This window comes from Psychrobacter sp. (genome assembly GCF_036731945.1).
Classification (GTDB): Bacteria; Pseudomonadota; Gammaproteobacteria; order Pseudomonadales; family Moraxellaceae; genus Psychrobacter.
The window spans coordinates 2,777-25,599 of sequence record NZ_DAINDI010000014.1 but is presented as its reverse complement, the minus strand read 5'-3'; the positions used below and the strand labels follow the sequence as shown (position 1 = coordinate 25,599).

The window sequence follows — 22,823 nt, the reverse complement described above, 5'->3', positions numbered from 1 at the left end:
AAAATTGATGTTTAACTGTACTAAATCATTTCATTAATCAGCCTAGAACCTTAACGTATGAAACATTCCTCTCAGTCTTTGACGGCTAAAAATACCCAAGCTCCGTATATGGGCAATATGGGCGACGCTGATGTTTCTGGTTGTAAAAGTCTAGACACTATTAAAGGTAGGCATAAATTAACCGTGAGGCATTTACACATACGTCATTTTATTTCCAGTATTTCCGTCATTATCCTAATTATTGTCTATCTGCCAGCTTATGCGGCTAGTCATTCAGCGAATGACAATGCAACGATCAACAATCAAAACGAAACAACTGCGCCAATCACCGAGGCGCCAGAAAACATCGTTGACTATGCATCGCAACGGATCGATAAGATCAAAAAAGAGGGCGTCAATGTCTCTGCAATTGCTGAAGAGGTCATTAGTCCGTTTGAGAAAAAAACCAAGCAGCAGGCAGGCGTGTTGCAGGGCGACTCTGGTCTGACGGGTGATTATAACGAAAGTTATTATGCTTTAAATAAGCTCAATGTCGGCTTGCCGCCACTATCTGAGCCACCGAATTTATCGACACCACTGGCAACGCTAGAGTTTTTTCAATCGGCAGTTATCAAGCAGCAGTATGATTTGGCTGCTTATGCGCTCAATATGAACTTGATTGACGAGGAGTTGCAGCGTAATCAAGCAATAGAGCTTGCTAAACAGCTCGATTTTTTATTGATGGAGAAAAAGCTGTATGCGTTTGATAAATTGCCTGACCGTCCTGATGGTTTGATAGAACCACCGCTTGGTAGCAATAATAGTATCCAAGGTATTCCACGGCGCTCAATCCAGTTGGGTTATATCGACTATCGTGATCGCCGTGTGCCGCTGCATCTTGAACGCGTACGTATCGATGACAGCCCGCCTTTTTGGGTGTTTTCCGCGCAAACGGTTGCCAATATCGATAAGCTGTATGAGCAATATCAGCCTGCCAAGTTTGAGCGTTATTTGCCCGACTGGACCAAATTAAAAGTCTTTGGCATTGCCATTTGGGAATTTATCGCCTTATTTTTGTTCTTTTTCTTTACCATGGGAGCTGGTTGGTTGCTCAGTAAAGCGGCTGGTAAACTGCTCAATTGGTACGTTTTAGATAAAGAGGGCAATCGGCTCGCCACCATTCATCATAACGGCGTCGAGGACTTGGTCAATAAGCTGACCGTACCTTTGACGTTTACCATCAGCTTCTCCGCGGTTTATACCTTGGTATCGGGCGGCTTTCCTTACTTAGATGCGCTTGCCTCATCGACACGCCCCATTATTTGGATTGGGCTGGTGCTAAGCGCTATGTGGCTGGGTACACGCGCCATTAATTTCTTTGCCAATCGTTATAAAGATTTGCAAATCGAAAATTTAAGCGAAGAGCAGTTTGATAAAGGCCGCAGTCGCCGCACCTATGTGTCTATTTTTCGCCGCGTCTTTATCTTTGTGATGATTTTAGGCGGTATTTGGATAGGTCTGAGTGAATTTACCAATATTGATGGTTTGGGTAAAACCTTACTCACCTCGGCCGGGATTGCGGGTGCGGTGATAGGTATTGCCGCCCAGCCTATCTTGGGTAATATCATCGCAGGCATGCAAGTCGCTATTACCCAGCCGGTGCGTATCGGTGATACGGTGATGATGGAGGGCGAGTGGTGCACGATTGAGGATTTAGGTTATACCTATGCGGTACTAAAAACCTGGGATGAGCGCCGTTTGATTGTGCCGATGCGGCATTTTATCACTGAGATTGTCGAGAACTGGTCACATACTGAGTCGCATCAAATATCAGTGATTTATTTATATGTCGATTATGGTGCCGATATCGAAGCGATACGACAAAAATATATTGAGCTGGTCAAAGACAGTGAGCTATGGGATAGTGATACCGAGCCTGAGATGTATACGGTATCGGTAACAGAGACCACTATCAAGCTGCGCTGTAGCCAAGCGTCCGATAGCCCGCTCAATGCTTGGATGCTTGAATGTGAAGTGCGTGAGCAAATGCTAAGCTACTTATATAGCGAACAGAAGGATTATCTACCAGCGGAACGTTTTATCGTTAAAACAGAAACATAGTAACGATGTAAGAGCATGGCAAAATAAAGGCATCATCTAGCAAAATAAGCTGACAAATATGTTATGCGAAGGCTTGCTTTATTTGTTATAATATGGCGTTATTTTTAAGGGATAATTCAGTTATTAAGCGTCGGGTAATCAGATGTTAGAAGGTTTAGAAGCGCGATATTAGCAATTCTACTTTCCTAAGCATTTTATTACCGCTGATAAACAGATGACATGCCGAGTGATATCCGTATTTAAGGTTTGTTCCTCATGGTTTTTTCACAATTCTAGCCGCTTTATTTTGGCGTATTGATTTTGATAAAGCTTTCGTTTATCGACGTGATACTGCATTGCCCACCCATCAAAATAACCACCACTAGGGGTCTGTATGTTGCGAATTGTCGATGAAGCCTTAACCTTTGATGACGTTTTATTATTACCAGCTTATTCTGAAATCCTACCAAAAGCTGCTGATTTAACGACCCGCCTAACCAAAAATATCACTTTAAACTTACCGATGATTTCGGCTGCGATGGATACCGTCACTGAATCTGAGATGGCCATCACTATGGCGCAGCTTGGTGGTTTGGGTATTTTGCACAAGAGCATGGATATCGATAAGCAGGCCATGCAAGTACGCCGCGTTAAAAAATTCGAAGCGGGTACAGTTGTCGATCCTATTACCGTGCACCCAGAGATGACCATCGGTGAGCTATTAAGATTGACCCAAGATAACAATATCTCAGGGGTACCTGTGGTTGAGAAGGGTACCGATAAAGTCATCGGTATCGTCACCCACCAGCCATATCATGACGCCAAAAGATCAGCTCGTCACTGTTAAAGAAGGTGAAAGTAACGAAAATATCAAAAAACTTCTTCATGAGCACCGTATTGAAAAAGTGATTGTGATTAATGATGATTTTCGTTTGCGTGGTTTGATTACGGTCAATGATTTTTCCAAAGCGGAAAATAACCCTAATGCTTGTAAAGATGAGCAGGGTCGCCTGCGCGTTGGCGCCGCTGTCGGTACTGGCGCTGATACCCAAGCACGTGTTGAAGCCTTAATTGCTGCTGACGTCGATATCATCGTTGTTGATACTGCGCATGGTCACTCAAAAGGCGTGATTGATAAAGTTTCTTGGATTAAAAAGCACTATCCAAACGTTCAGGTTATCGGTGGTAATATTGCCACAGGTGATGCCGCTAAAGCATTACGTGATGCTGGTGCAGATGCCGTTAAAGTAGGTATTGGCCCTGGGTCTATCTGTACCACGCGTATTATTGCGGGTGTTGGTATGCCGCAAATCTCGGCAATCGATAGTGTCGCAAGCGCACTACAAGACAGTATTCCACTGATTGCTGATGGCGGTATCCGCTATTCAGGTGATATGGCAAAAGCCATCGCTGCTGGCGCATCTTGCATCATGGTTGGTTCATTGATGGCGGGTACCGAAGAAGCGCCAGGTGAGGTTGAGCTATTCCAAGGTCGCTACTATAAAGCCTATCGCGGCATGGGAAGCTTGGGCGCGATGTCAGGTCAAAACGGCTCATCAGATCGCTATTTCCAAGATGCCAAAGACGGCGTAGAAAAACTGGTACCAGAAGGTATCGAAGGCCGCGTACCTTATAAAGGCCCAGTTTCTGGTATTGTCAATCAGATGATGGGTGGCCTACGCTCATCGATGGGTTATACTGGTTGTGCGACCATTGAAGAGATGCGTACTAAGCCGCAGTTTGTCAAAGTGACTTCAGCAGGTATGAAAGAATCTCATGTCCATGATGTGCAGATTACCAAAGAAGCGCCTAATTATCGCGTCGATTAATCATTTTTTAACGTTAGTGAGGTGTAGGTTATCGGCTCTGTAGCGTTGCCGTGATACCAAGATACAAACAGCCAACAATGCTTTGTTATTGTTGGCTGTTTTTTTTGTAAAATACAACATTAAACTCTTCTATCTATAATTTAGACGCCTTTTTATTATTTAAACGCCTTGTCTCGGTTTAAGGCTTATACTTGATGTATTTTAAAAACACTTCGCTAATGTTGGAGTAGGTTTTTAGTAGCCTTAAAAAGAACAAGGCGCATAGAAAGAGAGCAAAAAAAGAAAATTTATAGCAGCAGACCGTTTTAAAAGGGTTTCTAAAAAAGCGATTTTCTATAAATAAGCTTCTTTTAAACCCATGAAAGTCTGTGCGCACGTTTGATTTTTTACTTTATAAAATTGAGGAATAATAATAATGAGTTATTTTGGCACTGATGGTATTCGCGGCAAATTTGGTGAGTTACCGATTACCCCTGATTTTATTTTGAAGTTAGGTTATGTGACGGGGCTGGTGCTGATAGAAAATAATAATAACCCTGCGCGCAAACCCAGTGTGGTGATAGGTAAAGACACGCGTCTGTCTGGCTATGTGATTGAAGGAGCGCTGCAAGCTGGCTTTAATGCTGCTGGTGTCGACGTCCATATGTTAGGGCCGCTACCAACGCCTGCTATCGCGCATTTGACCCGCAGTTTTAACGCCGATGCTGGCGTGGTCATTTCTGCTTCGCACAATCCTTATTTTGATAATGGCATCAAATTCTTTTCAGCTGATGGCAAAAAACTGACCGATGAGATGCAAAGCGCAATCAATGATAAATTGACCACAATTATGGACGCCTCAAATTCCACTACTAATGCCATCATGCCAATTCTCGATCCAGCACAACTGGGTAAAAACAATCGTATTAATGATGCGAAAGGTCGCTATATCGAATTTTGTAAAGGTAGCTTTCCTTATCAATACGACTTAGACCATTTAACCGTCGTCGTCGACTGTGCCAATGGGGCTGGTTATAGCGTTGCGCCGCGTGTTATGCGCGAGCTTGGCGCCAATGTTATCGCAATTAATAATAAACCTGATGGCATTAATATCAATGCCAATTGCGGCTCAACCCATCCTGAAAATCTGCAAAAAGCGGTACTTGAATACGAGGCTGATGTCGGTATTGCTTTAGATGGCGATGGTGACCGTATCGTGATGGTCGATGAAGCCGGTGAGCTAGTCGATGGCGATGGTATTTTGTATGTACTTGCTACTCAAGGTCAAACCAAAGCCGAAGGCGTCGTGGGTACCTTGATGAGTAACATGGGTTTAGAGTTGGCGTTAAAAGACGCGGATATCGCCTTTACCCGTGCAAAAGTAGGCGACCGCTATGTCATGCAAGAGCTTGAAGCCAATGGTTGGATACTAGGCGGTGAGCCATCTGGTCATATTTTATGCTTGGATAAAAGCCGCACCGGTGATGCTATTATCGCAGGTTTGCAAGTGCTCGCAGTGATGCAAGCACGCGGTAAAGCACTTAGTGATTTGACTGAAGGTTTTGAAGTGTTACCACAAAAACTGGTCAATGTACGCTTATCGCAAATGCAAGACCCATTTGAGCATGAAGAGCTTGTCGCAGCTTTTGATAAAGCGCGCGCTACTTTAGAAGGTCGCGGTCGCCTGCTTATCCGTCAGTCAGGTACAGAGCCGATGATTCGAGTTATGGTTGAGTCAGACGATGAGATAGAATGCGATGTGATGGCCAATGATTTGGCCGATAAAATCAAAACAGTGTTAGGCTAAACGTCTTGGTTAAATAGACTTATATTAATAATATTCGAAAGTTAGCGAGAAACAATCATGAGTATGGATTTTACTGATCAGCGCTTATCGTATGAGAAAGGGCAACTCGACCAACAGTCAGTACCAAATTCACCATTTGAGCTGCTACACGCTTGGATGAATGAAGCGATAGCAGAAAAGGTGCAAGAACCTTATGCGATGAGTTTAGCGACGTGCGGCGCGGACAATAAGCCAAGCGTGCGTATTGTTTTGCTGCGCGAGATTACTGACACAGGCATCGTGTTCTATACCAATTACAAAAGCGCCAAGGGTCAAGATATCGCTGAAAACCCCAATGCCGAAGCCCTGTTTTTTTGGCATAAGCTTGAGCGTCAAATCCGTATCAGCGGCAGCATTGCTAAAATAGACGCTACTAAATCAGCAGCCTATTTCCAAAAACGTCCGCATGATAGTCAAGTGGGCGCGTGGGTTAGCCAGCCGCAAAGTGGTGAGGTTGCCAATCGCGAGGTCATGGAACAAACGTTTGAGCAGTTGCAAAATGATTATCCAGCAGACAGTCAAGTACCAACCCCTGAGTTTTGGGGTGGCTATGAGATTACGATTGAGAGCATCGAGTTTTGGCAAGGCCGCGCTAATCGTATGCATGACCGCATTGTTTATACGCAAGATAAGACTGGCACGGGCGACGCGGTAAAATGGACCACCAAACGCTTGTTACCATAAAATTAGCTCATTTAAGCTAAAATCTACTGAAAATAAGATATTGCAAAAATTAAAAAGCCTCTTTAAACCTAACACGTTAGGCATTTAAAGAGGCTTTTTTTGCGCTGATTTTTAGCCTAATTCTTTGCACTAATTTCTTGCTTTGGTATCGACATTCACTGACACTGACATACCTGGACGTAACTGCGCAAGGTTAGGCTGGTTTTGGTCTAAATCAATTCTGACAGGAACGCGCTGGGCAATTTTGATATAGTTACCCGTCGCAGGGTTGGCAGCGCCGGCACTAAATTCGCTGCCCGTTGCAGGCGAGATATTACTGACATGACCGCGAAATTTGGCACCGCCAAGGGCATCGACATGAATAGTGGCGGGCTCACCGATACGCATATTGGCCACTTGCGTTTCTTTAAAGTTGGCAATAATCCATACGCCTTTTGGTACGATATACATCAGCTGCGTACCTGCGCTCACGTATTGTCCTTCTTTGACACTGATTTGACTCAGCTGCCCAGATTCCGGTGCCTTAATAACGGTATTGTCTAAATTAATCTGAGCTTGCTTGGCACCGGCTTCTGCACTCTTAATATTGGCATCTAAAGATGAGCGGCTACCGCTGGTCTTTTCGCTTGCCTCACGAGCCACTTGTAAATTCGCTTCTGCTTGTTGCACGTTGGCCTGCGCTTTTGCAAGTTGCGCTTTGATATGCGCCACTTCTGCCTTTGATACCGCGCCGATAGCGTCTAAACCTTGATAGCGCTTGACATCTTCACGCGCACTGTCGACGCTGACTTTAGCGCTATATAAGTCCGCCTCGCGTGCTTCGATTTGCGCTTGACTGGTTCCTGTATCCTGCGCATTACTAGCGCGATTGGTTACAGCGATTTCAATGTTTGCCTGCGCTTGCTCAAGCTGCTGTCTAAAAGTACGGTCGTCTATTCTGATTAATAAATCACCTTCTTTAACATTGGCAAAATCCTCAACCGCCACCTCAGTCACGTATCCAGATACTTGCGGACTGATAATGGTGGTTTGTCCTTTAACAAAAGCATTATTGGTCTGCTGGACCGTCGGGGTAAAAGGCGGCAGCTTCCAAGCATACAAAATTAAGGCCACACCAATAACAATCAAGGCGATTAGTATGCCTAAATTTAAATAAGATTTCTTCTTTGGCGACCAGCCGTCGCTGCTAGGAATCGGCTCCTTTGGCGGCATAGGCGGCATGGACGACTCATCATTTGCGAGCCTGTCGTTAGCTGATTTATCTAGATTGACCGCAGCACTTAGATGATTTGTTGCATCAGGGACATGATTGTCGTTGGTTAGCGCGTCAGAGGTAGGCTTAGGGTTTTGGTTAAGCTCATCAGATTTTTCTTGACTCATGCCGAGCTCCTAAAGTTTGAATAGTCATCATAAGTTTTTTGCATTAATTAATGTGTTAAGTGGCATTTTTAAATGAAGAAAATGCTTTAATTATTCGGGCTATTTTGCTTCGCGCATTTTTGCAATCGCTGCCAATTCTTTAGCTAGTGGATTACGTTTATGGTAGCGATGATACAAGTAATTTAGTAATAAAATCAGCGTTGTGATGGAGGCGATAGTTGCCATAAGAAAAAATAAATCAGCATAGGCGGCGACCGTTGCTTGGCGCTGAATGCCTTGCAATACTTGTCCCATCGCTGCGACATTTGCTTGATTGGCATCCGTGATTTGGGTAGATAACATACGACCTGCGCCTGCGACTTGTGCCATTAAGGCCGGGTCGCCTAAATTAAACGAGCTGACCATATCGGCGTAGTGCATCTGTGTGCGTATGGTGGTAAACGCTTGAATCGCTGCTGCGCCTGCAAGTCCGCCAATGGTCTGCGAGATGCTAAAAATAACCGAAAAACTAATAATATAAGCGGGGCCGTTAGCGATAGCGCGAAACATCCCTTCAAAAACCATGGGACCCATAAAGTAAACGGCAGCAAAGGCAATCATAAATTGACTGACATAAAACATATAAGGGGCAGAATTTAGCGAAATATCTGTATCTAGCCAGGCGCCAACCGCAATCAGGGCGACAGCGAAAATGACTGGACGGCGTAAATCCATCGCATTGGTCCTAAAAATACTGATGACCAAGGCCAGAACGCTAGCGGCAAGTATCACCGCATAAAAGGTAATCAACTGATCATTTCCGTAGCCCAAATTGGCCAGTAAACCTGCTGCACCGACATTTTGCTCGGATAATAAAATACGCATCACCGCGCCGGTTATCGTAAAAGCGATGATATTGCGGCTACGCATCCAGCGCACTTGTAACATTGGGTTTTTACGGTGCGTTTCAATCCATAAGGCGATGCTAATCGTCACCACCGCGATGATGAGCGGATAGCTTAGCCAAGGCGTCGTCCACCACTGGATACGCCCTTGTACCAAAAAGACTGCTAACGCTGCAAGTCCGCTAGCAAAAAACGCAAAGCTTAAAAAATCCAGTTTTTCGAATACTTTTTCGGTATTGCCAGGTGGTAGCTCTAAGATATTAATCAGGGCAAAGCAAATCAGGGTTAAGCCCAATTCAAACAAAAATAGCGTTTCAAGCTGGCCGTCGACCGCAAGATATGGGGAGATAATTCTTGAGAGAGGAATGCCAAATTGTACTAATCCAAACCCCAAAATCAGACCGCTAATGCGTTTGGCGGTTGGCATGCCTTGCAGGCAATAAAAAATAGCCAACACCGTCATGGCACTAGCAACCATGCCACTTAAGCCGCGGGCAATGATTTCTAGATAATAAGGCTCAATGATAATAGCGCTGGTGTCTAAGAGATGGCTACTGACCAACCATTGTAAACTTGTAGTCGCTAACAGTGAGAACAGGGTGATTTTGCTAAAGAGCGCCATACCAAATTGCTGACGGATTTTGTATAGCAGCACGGTGATACAAGCATTGGTCATATTATAGGCGACGGATATCCAGCCACCTTCGACTGGCGTCAAGCCCATTTCACCTTGGATTTGGGTCAGATTCGCCACCAATAAACCATTTTGAAAGCTGGCGGTGATGCCAATAAAAATACCAATCAATAGATAAAATACTTTGCGGCGCGTAGGATGGTCGGGTGTGGCGGGAGAACCCACCATAAAGGGTTGTTCGTGCGGTTTGAATTGGTATTCATTGCTCATTGTCTATCGCCACCTGCTAAAAGTAGAAAGATAAAGTGACATCGTAGGATTCCTAGACGAGCAATAATTGGACGAGCTATTATCAAATTGAGCCATAAGTGCTTCATTTAGTAGCTATAAATAGTAGCTATAAAAAATAAAAAACAGTCAAAGGACTGTTTGCATTATTTTATCATGATTTCAATTTGAGGCTATTTTGCGATTGTACTTTTTTAGTTTAAAAAGGTGAAAGCATTTATTGTTACGCTTAAAAATATAGGTAATTGCTCTTTGATTTAGACTTTTTTAGCCATGGGCTGCTCAATTGAATGTATTTAAACAACCTGACAACCGTTGATTATTTATAAATATGGCGCTTGACTGAGCTACGCTCTAGGTTCAAACTATGATGCTGATTTATCCTCTTTTTTGGAGGCATAATGACAGTATAATAAGAAATACAGGGCTATATTTAATGGCCGCTACAAGGAAAGTAAAATGGATTTTGCCCACATTATTCCACCCAAAGCCCCGAGTGCGTGGCTTGATATGGACGCGCTCGATCATAATATAACACTGGTCAACCAAAAAACTAAGTCTGTTCAACTACGCTTGGCGACCAAATCTATTCGCTCTATCGACGTTCTGCACTACATTAAAGACAAATCTCCTAACTTTATCGGCCTGATGTCTTATGCGGCCGACGAATCCGTGTATCTGTTAGAAAATGGCTTTGATAATATTCTCTGCGCTTATCCAACTTTGGACATGGTAAGCGTTACTGCAACCTTTAACCATACCAAGCAAGGCGCAACCATGATTTGGATGGTCGATCGCCCAGAACATGTGGATGTGCTGAATGAAGTTGCCAAAGCGCACGATGTCATTATTGATGTTTGTCTCGATATCAATATGTCGATGCCGCTGCCCAAGCTGTATTTCGGTACCAAACGTTCAGCATTAATGAGCATCAAAGACGTAAAAAAGCTACTAAAGCATATCAAAAAATATCCCAATATTAAGGTCAGTGCGGCAATGGGCTATGAGGCACAAATTGCGGGTTTGCCCGAGCATTTACCGGGTAAAACTGTGTTGTCGCCTGCGATTCGTTTATTAAAAAATCGCTCACAAAAACAAGTGAGTAAGCGCCGCCGCTCAATCATTGACTATCTCAAAAACCAAGGTTATACGCTTAAGCTCGTCAATGGGGGCGGCAGTGGCAGTATGGATTTCACCTCAAGCCAGCCTGAGGTTAGCGAAATAACGGTTGGTTCTGCCTATTATAAACCGGCGTATTTTGATTATATGGATAGCATGCATGAGTTTAAGCCTGCCGCGGGCTTTGTGCTGCCTGTGACGCGTCAGCCGGAAAAAGGCGTGATTACCTGTCATAGTGGCGGCTTTATTGCCTCGGGTGCGACAGGTGCCGATAAAGCACCGGTCATTCATTATCCCAAACATTTATCCCTATTGAACGATGAAGGTTTTGGTGAAGTACAAACGCCGATGGCAATTGGCAAAACGGACAATGATGATGAGATGCCGCGTCTTAATATTGGCGATATGGTTTGGTGTCGTCATGCAAAAGCAGGCGAGCTGTGTGAACATTTTAATGAACTCATTTGTTATCGACAATCTGCTCAATCTGCAGCAGACGGCTTTGTAAGCGACAGTTATGCAAGAAACGGTGTTGTAAGCGACGGAACGCTTGCAGAGCAAAGGCAAAAAAAACACAAAGAACAAATGCAGCAAACGATGATAACTTACCGAGGAGAGGGAAAATGTTTTCATTAAGGCAGTGGCAAGGAAGCAATGAATGGCAAAATTGGGTAGGGTACGAGCGTGCGGCCCCTGAGCAAAAACTCACGCCCTCATCGGTTGCAGAACTACAAGAGATTGTGAAAAATGCACGGGCAAATAAAAAGCGCGTTAGAGTCACGGGCGCGGCGCATTCTTTTAGTGGCTGCGCGAAACCTGAAGAAATTGCCGTCAGTTTACATAATATGCGCGGCCTTATCTCAGTTGATAAAGAGGCGAAGCTTGCCACTTTACATGCCGGTACTTATTTATATGAAATTGGCGCAGCGCTCAAAGAGCATGGTTTGGCATTAGAAAATATGGGCGATGTACAAGCACAGACCATTGCTGGTGCTGCCAGTACCGCAACTCATGGCACAGGGATTACTTTGGGCTCGATTGCCAATCAAGTGGTAACGTGGGAATGGGTCGATGGTAAAGGAGAACTGCATACTCATCATCGCGGCGACCCGAACACTGACGAGCTAGGTAATGCCTTACATGCTAGCCTTGGTATGCTTGGTATTTTTACCAAATTAACGCTTAAGGTGGTCGATATCTACGGACTTAAAGAGTCCAATGAAGTCTTAGATTTTGAAGAAGGCTTGGCACGTTTTCATGAAACCGCGCACAGCCATCGTCATTTAGAATGGTTTTTGTTTCCTGGCACCAATAAGATTCAGCAAAAGACGCTGTCAGTGATAGCACCGAAACCAATGACGAGCACGCAAAAACTCAGAGACCATTTTGACAGTGTGGTCACTTTAAATGGTGCTTTTTATGTACTGTGTGAGCTGGCTCGTATGAAACCGTCTCTGACCAAAAAGGTCAGTGAAATATCAGCAAGCTCCATTCCTAATACCAAGCGTGAAGGTTACAGCTACGAGGTGTTTCCGACACCGCGCGGCGTCAAATTTAATGAATCTGAGTATTTTATCAAGTTATCTGATTTTGATGAATGTATCTCAGAGGTCAATCATATTTTATTAAATGATAACAAAGGCTCGCACTTTCCTATTGAGGTGCGCACGCATAAAGGCGAGACGGGCATGCTCAGTCCTACGCAGGGAGAGGATTGCGCGGTATTATCGTTCCACGTCTATAAAGGTATGGACTGTGAGCCATTGTTTAAATGGCTGTACGAGTATATGAAAAAATGGCAGGGTCGCCCGCATTGGGGTAAAGTGAATAAATTGAGCCGTATAGAGCTGCAAAGCTTATATCCTAAGCTCAATCGCTTTTTGGAGATACGCCGCGAGTATGACCCTGATAATGTCTTTATGAATAGCTGGCTTGAGCAAAAGTTTTGCCTTTAAAGCCCTTATCAGCTTAGCCATAAAAAAAACAGCTCATAAAGAGCTGTTTCTTCATATTAAACCATTAAAATGTCTTACTTAGCGCTTAATAGAGTCATCATAGTTGGCTTCCAAACGCATGGCGCGTTGGTAGCTATCAATGCTCGTCAGTTGCAAAGCATACTGTTTGATATGGGTGTAGTCTTCTAACGCGCCGCGCTTAGCGAGCATGATTAAATCAAACGACAGCATGAAGTCTGCACCACTGAGTTTGTTGCTGACGATAAACGTTTTGTCTTTCACCTCATTATCTAAATAGCTCAGGAGTTTGTGCTTTTCTTGAGCGATATAACCGGTCAAAAACGCATTGTCGCCAACGCCTGCTTTAGTGGCAAACAGCTCAAGCAATAGTGGCAACATCAGCGAGCTTTCGGCAAAGTGAATCCACTGCAAGTAATGACCATAGTCAGTGCTGTCGGTGGCAGGGCGTAATTGCTCTGGCGCAAAACGCTCAATCAATAGCTCGATTATCGCCCCAGATTCGGCGTAAAGCTCGCCATCCATCTCAATAACCGGAGATTTACCGAGTGGATGAATTGCTTTTAGGCTATCAGGTGCTAGATGCGTGTTGGCATCGCGCTGATGGCTAATGATTTCATAAGGTTGCCCCAATTCTTCTAGTAGCCATAGCGTACGTAGTGAGCGTGATTGATTAAGATGATGTAAGCGAATCATGATGTCAGCCTTTTTGCTGTATTTTATATTAAGCGTTCAGTTTAGCCAGTAAGCGTTTAGCAGCTTCTTCTGATGAGGCTGGGTTTTGACCAGTAATCAATAGACCGTCTTCGACGACATACGATTCCCAATCTGCGCCTTTTTGATAGTCACCACCATTGGCTTTTAAAACGTCTTCCAATAAGAAAGGTACGACGTCAGTGAGCTGTACGCCTTCTTCTTCGGTATTGGTAAAGCCCGTAACTTTTTTACCTTTGACCAAATACTCACCGTCGATTTTGACGTTTTTCAGCGCTGCAGGAGCGTGACAAACAAAAGCAACCGGCTTGTCTTGCTTAACAAAGCTTTCAATTAACTCGATAGAATTTTTATCGACTGCCAAATCCCATAATGGACCATGACCGCCTGGATAAAAGACAGAATCGAAGTCTTCGGCTTTTACGTCGGCAAGCTTTTTGGTATTGGCAAGACGCTCTTGCGCCTCTTTATCTTCTTTAAAGCGTTTGGTGTCCTTGGTTTGCGCATCTTCCGTATCGCTACTCGGATCGAGTGGTGGTTGACCGCCAGCAGGAGAGGCTAAGGTAATATTGACGCCAGCATCTAAAAAAGCATAGTAAGGGGCGGCAAATTCTTCCAGCCAAAAACCCGTTTTCTTACCGGTATCGCCTAATTTATCGTGTGAGGTTAGTACCATTAAAATGTTCATAATTACCCTTATTTATTATTGATATTGATTGTTAAATATTGCTGAGAGACTCTATTGCTCTTGGCGGTGCGCTATTTAATATAACTACTACTGAACGTCGGCAACTTTAACCACGGTTTTACCGAAGTTCTTACCCTCTAACATGTCAAAGAAAGCTTGCGGCGCTTGTGCCAAACCATCGACGATATGCTCTTTGGTTTTAACTTTACCCGACTCAACCCATTCACCCATGGTTTTTAAGAACTCTGGGAAATGATCGCCGTACTCTTCAAAGATAATAAAACCTTTGATAGTCAGGCGTTGGCTCAGGATAAGACCCATCAACATACCGAGACGGTCTTTGCCATCAGGAAGGTCAGTCGCATTATATTGCGACACTAGGCCGCACACTGGGATACGCGCATGGGCATTAAGTAATGGCAATACGCCATCGAGTACTTTACCGCCAACGTTTTCGTAATAGATGTCGGTACCATCTGGGCAACCGTTTTTCAGCTGTTCGGCAAAGTCGTCGGCTTTATGATCGATACAAACATCAAAGCCCAATTCTTCAACTGCATAGGCACATTTTTCCGCACCACCTGCCACACCAACGGTACGTAAGCCTAAATGCTTACCGACTTGTCCGACGGTTGCGCCCACAGGACCAGTTGCTGCTGCGACGACTAAGGTTTCGCCTTTTTTTGGTTTACCGATATCGGTCAAACCCATGTAGCCGGTAAAGCCTGGCATACCAAGGACACCCAAACCATACGAAGGGTTGGACATATTCTTATCAAGTTTTAGCACGCCTTCGCCATCACTGACGCTATAATCCTGCCAGCCTGAATTTGATACCACCAAATCACCAACGGCAAATTTATCGATATTAGATTCGACCACTTGGGCGACCGTGCCACCCATCATCACATCGCCGACTTCTAGTGGGTCAGCATAGCTTTTTGACGCGCTCATACGTCCGCGCATGTAGGGGTCAAGCGACATGTAGACCGTGCGCAGTAGCATTTGCTTGTCGTTAGGCGTTGGGATGTCGCTGGTGGTCAGCTCAAAGTTATCTTTAGTAGGAGCGCCATTCGGGCGGCTAGCAAGTTTGATTTGACGATTTTGTTGTTGGTTTTGTTGTTCATTAAAGCTCATGTTAAAGCTCCTTATTCTAGTTATTGGTTGTCATTATTGGTTTTTTTAACGTTTTAACGTTCTTAAAGTCAGTAGCCATAGCAAGGTGGATGGCTACCGATTGTTGTGGATAAGAAATTTACGATGATAAGACTTTAAATGATTAGGCTTTGCTCGTCACGGCGCGTTCTAAGATGCGGCGTGATACGTCTAAATCATTTTTACCATGCTCGCCCAATTTCACCATTTTGTGTGCTTCAAGTTGCTTAATGATAGGGTCAATCGCCGACTTATCTAATTCAGCATCTTCTAAGCTCACTGGTAAGCCAAGCTCGCGGAAGAAGTTCTCAGTATGCACAATAGCAGTTTCGATAACGGTATCGTCGTCTAAATCTGTATCTGTAATGTTCCAAACGTTACGCGCATATTGGAGTAATTTGTCTTTTTTACTGTCTTTAAGCTCACGCATGACTGACGGCAGTACAATCGTGAGCGTACGAGCATGGTCAATCGCGTGGAGTGAGGTCAATTCATGACCAATCATATGCGTCGTCCAATCTTGTGGTACGCCCGTGCCAATCAGACCATTCAATGCCATGGTTGCCGTCCACATGATGTTTTTACGCGTTTCTAAATTCTCTGGGTCGGCCTTGACCGCTTTACCTTCTTCGATAAGAATTTTTAATAAGCTCTCAGAAAAGGCATCTTGCACTTTGGCATTAATAGGATAGGTAAGGTACTGCTCCATGACGTGAACAAAGGCGTCAGCGACACCGTTCATCACTTGGCGCTTAGGTAAGGTCAAGGTTTTGGTAGGGTCCAAAATTGAGAATTTAGGGAAGGTAAGCGGGTTACCAAAGGGTAGTTTTGCTTGGCGTTCGCTATAGTTAATCACGCCGCCAGAGTTCATCTCAGAACCGGTCGCTGGAATGGTCAATACTGCGCCTAAATCAATCGCTGAGTCGATGTTTTTGCAATAGCTGGTCAGTGCATCCCATGCTTTTTCACGAGAAACGGTACCATCCGTGCTGCCATCTTCGGTTAATGAGGAAACAAGGGCGACAAACTTACTACCATCGATAACTGAACCGCCGCCAACGGCCAATAAGAAATCAATATTATGTTTATTGACCATATCAGCAGCTTTTAGCAGCGTGGTAAATTCTGGATTGGCTTCAATACCGCCAAACTCAAATACTTCACGGTTGCCGTTAGCAGCTAGTGCATTTTTTACTTCATCTAAGGTACCAGTACGCTGCGCTGAACCACCGCCGTAAGTGATTAATACGCGTGCATCGGTTGGCACCAGTTCTGACAATTTCTTGATTTGACCTTCGCCAAAGACGATACGAACGGGATTGTAATATTGAAAGTTATTCATAGTTTTCCTAATTTACCTAGTTTCTATTGAGAAGTTTTAAGATAGTTTTAACCAATACAAATTTTAATGAGTATCGAGCTTTTTTATATTAAATATGGTTATAGCGTTTATTGCTATCTGTGCGCATTGTACAGTAATTAGACCGGTCGTCTAGTATTTTATTATGAATTTTACAAAACTATCGTATAACTGAAAATCATCTTTTATCAGTTAGCGGTCTAAATGGTTACTCATGGAAATCCTGAATAATATTTAGCGACCAAGTTGCGAGGTGGTCATCAGCCAAACTTCTGCCAATGGTGTATCGGTTTGGCTGATCTTAGCAATGAGACTGGCGCCCAACCATGCAAAATACCAACGCTTAGCCATACTCTCAGCGGCGATATTCTCAGGATGAGGGATTGAGCCATCTGCCCAACCGGCTTTTATTTGCTCAGCAATCCAATTAACAGTTTGCTGATAACCTGCATACAAGGCTTTACGCATGGTTTCTGAGATATCAGCCACTTCAGCGCTGAGCTTAACCACTAAGCATTTTTCATGGTCGCAGCCGTTTTGCTGGGTGTCATACCAGTTCTGAAAATAGTTATAAATCTTTTGTTGCGCGCTAATATCTTCAGCTGCAATCGACTCTAAGCGCTTTTTATAGTTAGCAAAATAATGCTCGATGATGGCTTCACCAAAGGCTTCTTTTGAAGCAAAGTAATGATAAAACGAGCCTTTAGGTACACCGGCAGTATCGAGTATTTGTTTGATACCGACAGCGGTAAAGCCTTTTTGGGCAATGAGCTTATAACCTATCGCTAATAGATGCGCCTTAGTATCGGATGGAATAGGGGTGGTAATATCGGACATGAAGAGAATGTTCTCCTTAGGGCGTTATTTAGTTATGTAATCGAATGAAAATCAGTTAAATCGAAACTAGGGTTGAGAGCGCTGCTTTGATAATAGTTTTAAGCGTTACGTTTTCTCAACAATACATAATGATAAATTATTCTTATTTTTATGCTGACTATGTTAGCATTAGACCAGTCGTCTAGCAAGTTACGTTTGGTAAGAAGGATTTTACTTATCAACTCAACTTATGAATGAATTCTTTTATCAACGCTTAGTAGCAAGTTTTTTTTGCACAATAGTTAAGCCGACTGTTTATAAAGTGATACAACCGACACAACTTGTACAACCCAGAGTTTTATATAAGTTTCTATCTAGAAAATACTTTTAATTGAATGGCTCTTAAAAACAAACTTAAAATAAATAAGGATAATTATGTCAACCGATACTAAGAATACTCAGCAAAGCGCCTATAGCGATTTTCATTTGCAATATATCGCCGGTACTTGGCAAAAAGGTCAAGACGATAGCGTCAATACCGATACCAATCCTTTTAACGGCGAAACCTTGGTAGAGATTCAGCAGGCAACCGATAAACAGCTTGATGAAGCTTTTCAGGTAGCAACCAAAGCACAGGCAGAGTGGGCGAAGCAAACGCCAGCCCAGCGTGCAGCGGTATTATATAAGGTCGTCAATATTTTTGATGAGCGTCAAGAAGAAATCGTTGAGTGGTTAATTAAAGAGTCGGGCAGTACCCGCATTAAGGCGATGGTAGAGTTCGGTAGTGCGCGTGCCATTACGCTTGAAGCGGCTACTTTTCCTAACCGCGTGCATGGCGAGATTCGCCCTTCTAATACGCCGGGTAAAGAGAACTTTATTTATCGTGAGCCAATGGGCGTGATTGCCGTGATTAGCCCTTGGAATTTCCCTTTACATTTAACCCAGCGTTCTATTGCGCCTGCGTTAGCACTGGGTAATGCCGTGGTGCTCAAGCCTGCCAGTGATACGCCGATTACTGGAGGTCTGCTATTGGCAAAAATATTTGAAGAGGCGGGTCTGCCAAAAGGGCTGCTGAGCGTGGTGGTTGGTGCGGGCAGCGAGATAGGCGATGCGATTGTTACTCACGATATTCCAAGCTTGGTGTCATTTACTGGTTCAACGGCGGTTGGCAAACATATCGGCGAGCTTGCCAACGGCGGCGATTATATCAAGCAAGTGGCGCTTGAGCTTGGTGGTAATAGCCCGTTTGTGGTGTTAAAAGATGCCGATATCGAGCAAGCGGTGAAGGCGGCTGCCTTTGGTAAATTCTTGCATCAAGGTCAAATCTGTATTGCGATTAATCGTATCATTGTCGAAGATGAGATTTATGATGATTTCGTTGAGCGTTTCCTCGCTCACGTAAAAACCCTAAATGTCGGTGATCCTAATAAAGAAGACACCGCAGTTGGCCCTATCATCAATAAAAAACAAGTCGAATCGCTACAAGAAAAAATCGCCAAAGCGCAGGAAGAGGGCGCTAAGATGCTATTAAGTGGTGAGATTAAAGGTCAGGTGGTGCCGCCGCATATCTTTAGTGAAGTGACGCGTGAGATGGACTTATCCTGTAACGAAGTTTTTGGCCCTGTGGTTGGTATCATTCGTGCCAAGGATGAAGACGATGCGCTGTCGATTGCCAATGACTCTATGTATGGTCTATCGAGTGCGGTCTTTACCCAAGATATGGAAAAAGGTCTGCATTTTGCGCGCGGTATCAAAGCGGGCATGACCCATATCAATGATATCTCGGTCAATGATGAAAGTAATGCGCCGTTCGGTGGCGAGAAAAACTCTGGTATCGGACGCTTTAATGGTGAGTGGATACTAGAAGAATTTACCACTTTGCATTGGATTTCAGTACAGCATGAACCACGTGAGTATCCGTTCTGATCAACGTATTTTGGTTAGATGTATTCAAATGAACGTTCTGCTATGAAAAAAGACCGCCTTGATGGTGGTCTTTTTTCTTACTAATAATGTCGTTACTCTAAAAGTTGATTACTCTAATGTTGCTTAGTATGAAAACCCAATAACGCTTCGATTTCCTCGATAGACATACGGCGGGTCAGTGCTTGCTCTTCTACCGTCAAGCGATTGGCGTGCTCTTTAATCATGGTATGGATACTGCGCGCGACCTCTGATGTCGTGGCATAATACATTTGTGGTTGTTGTTCGGTCAGTAAGGTTAAAAAACGATTAACAATTTTACGTTTTTCAATTGGTGCATGTGCTTCTGTCATGACATTCTCCTCAAGGTGGACCATTTATGCAGTCAAATTAGCCGTGGTCACTATTTATGATGGTAATAATGAAAGCAAATATCAAGATGCTGGCTACTTTAGCGCTTAGCTTTTAGAATTTACATTTATACCGCCGTAAATTCGCCGATATCAGTAATTTGCGATAAGTTATTTAATCCCCGTTATTTACCACAAGTGATAGAATATAGATTAATATAATATAAGTTATCTAGTGTAGCGCGTTATATAAATCAAAGCTGTATATAATAAGTGCGTTAATTCATCGTAGCAGTCATATAGTTTCAGTTGTATTATGTATAACATTCATTTAAAATACATCTTTAAGACATACTTTCTAACTTTGACTATAAGAAGTCTGTTATGCAATCAATCAATTTACCTACCAAACCACCAAGCTCGCCGCATCCTATTCTCAACTTGAGCTTTCGGATATTTTTTAGTGCATTAGCATTGTTTGCTATTATCACAATGACTCTATGGGCATTTGTGTTTACCGGACACACGGATATCGATGCGCAAACGCTAAATCCGCTGTATTGGCATGGCCATGAAATGATTTATGGCTATGCGCTGGCAGTCGTGGCGGGATTTTTATTGACGGCAGTGAAAACCTGGACGGGCGTGATGATGCCACATGGTTATAAGCTGCTCGGTATCTTTATGTGTTGGTTGCTGGCACGCTTGGGCTGGGTAGCTTTCGGCCTCGGTATCACGGTAGCTGGTAGCGGGGCAACCTTACTATATGGCGCGGCGATATTTGATTTACTGTTTGTCGGCTGGATGGCATTTGTGATTTCTCGGGCAGTGCTACAAGTGAAGCAATATAAGCAGATGGGTATTTTAGCCAAGCTTACGCTCCTAACACTTGGTAATGCGCTATGTTATTGGGGCATTATTAGCGCCAATATGAATTTGACCAAGTTAGGTATCTATTTAGGTTTTTACTTGATTATCGGCCTAGTGTTGACCATCGGTCGTCGCGTGGTGCCGTTCTTTATCGAGCGTGGTTTAAGTATTCCAAACGCTAAAGGCGAAAAAGAAGAAGTCACAGTACGTAATAATAAAGCACAAGATATCGCAAGTTTACTATTTTTCTTTGTTTTCTTTCTCGTTGATTTATTTTACCCCAATAAATACTTGCTGACCATCAGTGCCCTTGGGGTCGCGGTGGTCAATATCGTGCGCTTAGCGGGCTGGTATCATCGCGGCATTTGGCAAAAACCGCTCTTATGGTCACTATATATTGCGTTTTTAGGCATGTGTCTGAGTTTTGTGCTATACGCATTGCAGCCATGGCTTGGTTACAGCCACAGTATCGCCGTCCATGGTTTATCCATCTCTGGCGTGGGTATGATGACAGTGGCAATGATGGCGCGGGTATCGCTCGGTCATACAGGTCGCAGTATCCATCAACCGCCCAAAATCGTCAATCTTATGTTTGCACTGATGGTGCTGGCGTTTGTGAGTCGGGTATTTTTACCATTAGTCGATATGAGCCATTACTTGTTATGGATTATGACGGCGCAAGGTGCTTGGATTGCTTGTTTTGCACTATTTTGCATCAGTTATTTACCGATGCTGGCACGCCAACGGCCAGATGGCTTATTTGGTTAATAAGGTTTTGACGTGATCAACGTTATTTGACAACGTCAAGTTAATATTCATCTCAAACAGGGGAGCGCAAAAAATGCGACTGACCAACTATAGTGATTATGCGCTGCGCTCATTAATATATTTGGCGATTAAGCCTGAGCCGCATCTATTGGCAAACATTAGTGACATTGCCAACAGCTACAATATTTCTAAAAGTCATTTGACCAAGATTATTCACCAACTGGGGCAGCTTGGTTATATCGACAGCGTACGCGGTAAAAATGGCGGTATTCGCTTGGCTTGTCGGCCAAAGGATATCAATTTGGGCGTATTGATTAAGCAAATTGAGCCAGATTTTAATTTGGTTGAATGTTTTTCGACTGACTTACTAGTAACTGCCAAACCCGATGTTAATACTAATAGCACGGCGAATAGTCCGGTTATTAATGACGACAGCGGGGTTGCTAAAGATTTGGCTTTGACGCTTATCGACGAAGAGGCCAGTGCGGTGGTCAAATCAGGCTGTATCATTAGCCCTGTCTGTCAGCTAAAGCAGGTATTCTTGGCGGATATTATCAGTAATGAGGCAGAGCTTGCGGAGTTATTGTTTTATAGAAATAACCTCAATGGCTTAAGTAGTCTGGTAAAATAACGCTCATCTAAAAAATAAAGCTGATATAGACACTCAAAAATAAAAGAGCTGCCTCGTCCATCATAGTGAGGCAGCTCTTTTACTATCAATTTTTAAATTATTCGATTTAAGCAACTAATCGTCTAATCATCTAAGCGTTTTCAAGCTTCGGACGCGCTTTATCAATGGCTTTTAATAAGGCTTTTTCAAACTCCCCCTCCTTAAACTTCACCAAATAAGAATGCGCGGCGCAAAAATTACGCACTTCTCGCCATTCGTAGGCAAGATTGGTCGCCCAATCGCAGTATTTCTTGCCAGCATCAGGCTCATCTTTGAGCGCTTTTTTGGTCGTTGGGTGCAATAGCAGTTCAGGCAACACCGCTTCTAGGAGTTTGGTTGGCGGGCTCATAAAGGTGTCATCGACGTGCAGGCTTTTACTGGCCGGATGAAAGACCAATAGCGACCCTGCATGAATCATCTCATTGGGTGAGATATAGTAAATGCCTTCTGACATAGAAAACTTTAGCTCAGGATAACGCTTGGCGACGGCCTCGCTTTCGACCAAATCGTCTGCCCATTGCACCTCAGGGATTTTTTTATGATGACGGCGACTGCCATAAAAAGTCGCTTGCGGGAAATCTTTTGCCATCCGCGCGCAGTGAATCGTATGAAAGGGATGGACGTTGAGCACGGCTTCGACATCTTGCCCATTATTGGTTAAGGCCATTACCTCATCGCGTACGTCGCCGGTAAGCTCATAGCTATCTAAAAAGATAAAACGCCCTGAATCTAACTTAATCAGTGAGCATTGGGTACCTATATTAAGGACGCCGCCTATGCGAAACGTACCGCGAATATTCCAAAATCCTGCGCC

17 protein-coding genes and 1 pseudogene are annotated in these 22,823 nt (G+C 43.8%); 9 read left to right on the top strand and 9 right to left on the bottom strand.

The window, feature by feature from the left end; genetic code table 11:
* Window positions 1-57: 57 nt before the first annotated feature.
* The 4 genes and pseudogenes from V7D75_RS04455 (at window position 58) to pdxH (ending at window position 6,417) form a co-directional block, all read left to right on the top strand.
* The gene (locus V7D75_RS04455; protein WP_333613573.1) at window positions 58-2,100 is read left to right on the top strand and encodes a mechanosensitive ion channel family protein; all 2,043 of its coding nucleotides are present in this window, start codon (window positions 58-60) and stop codon (window positions 2,098-2,100) included.
* Window positions 2,101-2,473: 373 nt separating this feature from the next.
* Window positions 2,474-3,908 (top strand): annotated as a pseudogene (gene guaB / locus V7D75_RS04450) (IMP dehydrogenase).
* Window positions 3,909-4,323: 415 nt separating this feature from the next.
* Window positions 4,324-5,694 carry a phosphoglucosamine mutase gene (glmM, locus tag V7D75_RS04445; protein ID WP_333613572.1) on the top strand — a complete coding sequence of 457 codons (1,371 nt, stop codon included), beginning with the start codon at window positions 4,324-4,326 and terminating at the stop codon, window positions 5,692-5,694.
* Window positions 5,695-5,757: 63 nt separating this feature from the next.
* Window positions 5,758-6,417, top strand: coding sequence for a pyridoxamine 5'-phosphate oxidase (gene pdxH, locus V7D75_RS04440; RefSeq protein ID WP_333613597.1), 660 nt, complete (start codon window positions 5,758-5,760; stop codon window positions 6,415-6,417).
* A 129-nt stretch (window positions 6,418-6,546) separates the two neighbouring features.
* Here the strand turns inward: pdxH and V7D75_RS04435 are convergent, their stop codons facing one another.
* Window positions 6,547-7,797, bottom strand: a complete 1,251-nt coding sequence (locus V7D75_RS04435) for an HlyD family secretion protein (RefSeq protein ID WP_333613571.1) — start codon at window positions 7,795-7,797, stop codon at window positions 6,547-6,549.
* 99 nt (window positions 7,798-7,896) lie between these two features.
* Window positions 7,897-9,585: an MFS transporter gene (locus V7D75_RS04430; protein WP_333613570.1), complete on the bottom strand. Its 1,689-nt coding sequence runs from the start codon at window positions 9,583-9,585 to the stop codon at window positions 7,897-7,899.
* Between the two features lie 477 nt (window positions 9,586-10,062).
* Between V7D75_RS04430 and V7D75_RS04425 the strand changes: the two genes are divergently transcribed.
* Window positions 10,063-11,358, top strand: coding sequence for an alanine racemase (locus V7D75_RS04425; RefSeq protein WP_333613569.1), 1,296 nt, complete (start codon window positions 10,063-10,065; stop codon window positions 11,356-11,358).
* Window positions 11,346-12,677, top strand: coding sequence for a D-arabinono-1,4-lactone oxidase (locus tag V7D75_RS04420; RefSeq protein WP_333613568.1), 1,332 nt, complete (start codon window positions 11,346-11,348; stop codon window positions 12,675-12,677). Before V7D75_RS04425 ends, V7D75_RS04420 begins: the two co-directional genes overlap by 13 nt.
* Window positions 12,678-12,755: 78 nt before the next feature.
* Here the strand turns inward: V7D75_RS04420 and V7D75_RS04415 are convergent, their stop codons facing one another.
* From V7D75_RS04415 to V7D75_RS04395, 5 genes are all read right to left on the bottom strand, one after another.
* On the bottom strand, window positions 12,756-13,391 hold the full coding sequence (locus V7D75_RS04415; protein WP_333613567.1) for a glutathione S-transferase family protein: 636 nt from the start codon (window positions 13,389-13,391) through the stop codon (window positions 12,756-12,758).
* A gap of 28 nt (window positions 13,392-13,419) precedes the next feature.
* Window positions 13,420-14,097, bottom strand: a complete 678-nt coding sequence (locus V7D75_RS04410) for a type 1 glutamine amidotransferase domain-containing protein (RefSeq protein WP_333613566.1) — start codon at window positions 14,095-14,097, stop codon at window positions 13,420-13,422.
* Window positions 14,098-14,184: 87 nt separating this feature from the next.
* A complete protein-coding gene (locus V7D75_RS04405) occupies window positions 14,185-15,234 on the bottom strand; it encodes an NADP-dependent oxidoreductase (RefSeq protein ID WP_333613565.1) in 1,050 nt (349 codons plus the stop codon).
* A gap of 142 nt (window positions 15,235-15,376) precedes the next feature.
* Complete coding sequence (locus V7D75_RS04400; protein ID WP_333613564.1) at window positions 15,377-16,594, bottom strand: iron-containing alcohol dehydrogenase; 1,218 nt, start codon at window positions 16,592-16,594, stop codon at window positions 15,377-15,379.
* 252 nt (window positions 16,595-16,846) lie between these two features.
* A complete protein-coding gene (locus V7D75_RS04395) occupies window positions 16,847-17,449 on the bottom strand; it encodes a TetR/AcrR family transcriptional regulator (protein ID WP_333613563.1) in 603 nt (200 codons plus the stop codon).
* Between the two features lie 414 nt (window positions 17,450-17,863).
* Between V7D75_RS04395 and V7D75_RS04390 the strand changes: the two genes are divergently transcribed.
* Entirely contained in the window at window positions 17,864-19,354 is a 1,491-nt protein-coding gene (locus tag V7D75_RS04390) for an aldehyde dehydrogenase family protein (RefSeq protein ID WP_333613562.1), read from the top strand.
* 113 nt (window positions 19,355-19,467) lie between these two features.
* Here V7D75_RS04390 and V7D75_RS04385 read toward each other — a convergent pair whose 3' ends face one another.
* A complete protein-coding gene (locus V7D75_RS04385; protein ID WP_144296297.1) occupies window positions 19,468-19,704 on the bottom strand; it encodes a hypothetical protein in 237 nt (78 codons plus the stop codon).
* A 381-nt stretch (window positions 19,705-20,085) separates the two neighbouring features.
* On the opposite strand from V7D75_RS04385, the gene V7D75_RS04380 reads away from it, so the two are divergent.
* Window positions 20,086-21,339 (top strand): NnrS family protein, encoded by a 1,254-nt coding sequence (locus V7D75_RS04380; RefSeq protein ID WP_333613561.1) that lies wholly within the window; start codon window positions 20,086-20,088, stop codon window positions 21,337-21,339.
* 73 nt (window positions 21,340-21,412) lie between these two features.
* Window positions 21,413-21,970, top strand: a complete 558-nt coding sequence (locus tag V7D75_RS04375; protein ID WP_333613560.1) for an Rrf2 family transcriptional regulator — start codon at window positions 21,413-21,415, stop codon at window positions 21,968-21,970.
* 130 nt (window positions 21,971-22,100) lie between these two features.
* On the opposite strand, the gene V7D75_RS04370 is transcribed toward V7D75_RS04375, so the two are convergent.
* A partial coding sequence (locus tag V7D75_RS04370; RefSeq protein WP_333613559.1) for a hypothetical protein occupies window positions 22,101-22,823 on the bottom strand: 723 nt, incomplete at its 5' end.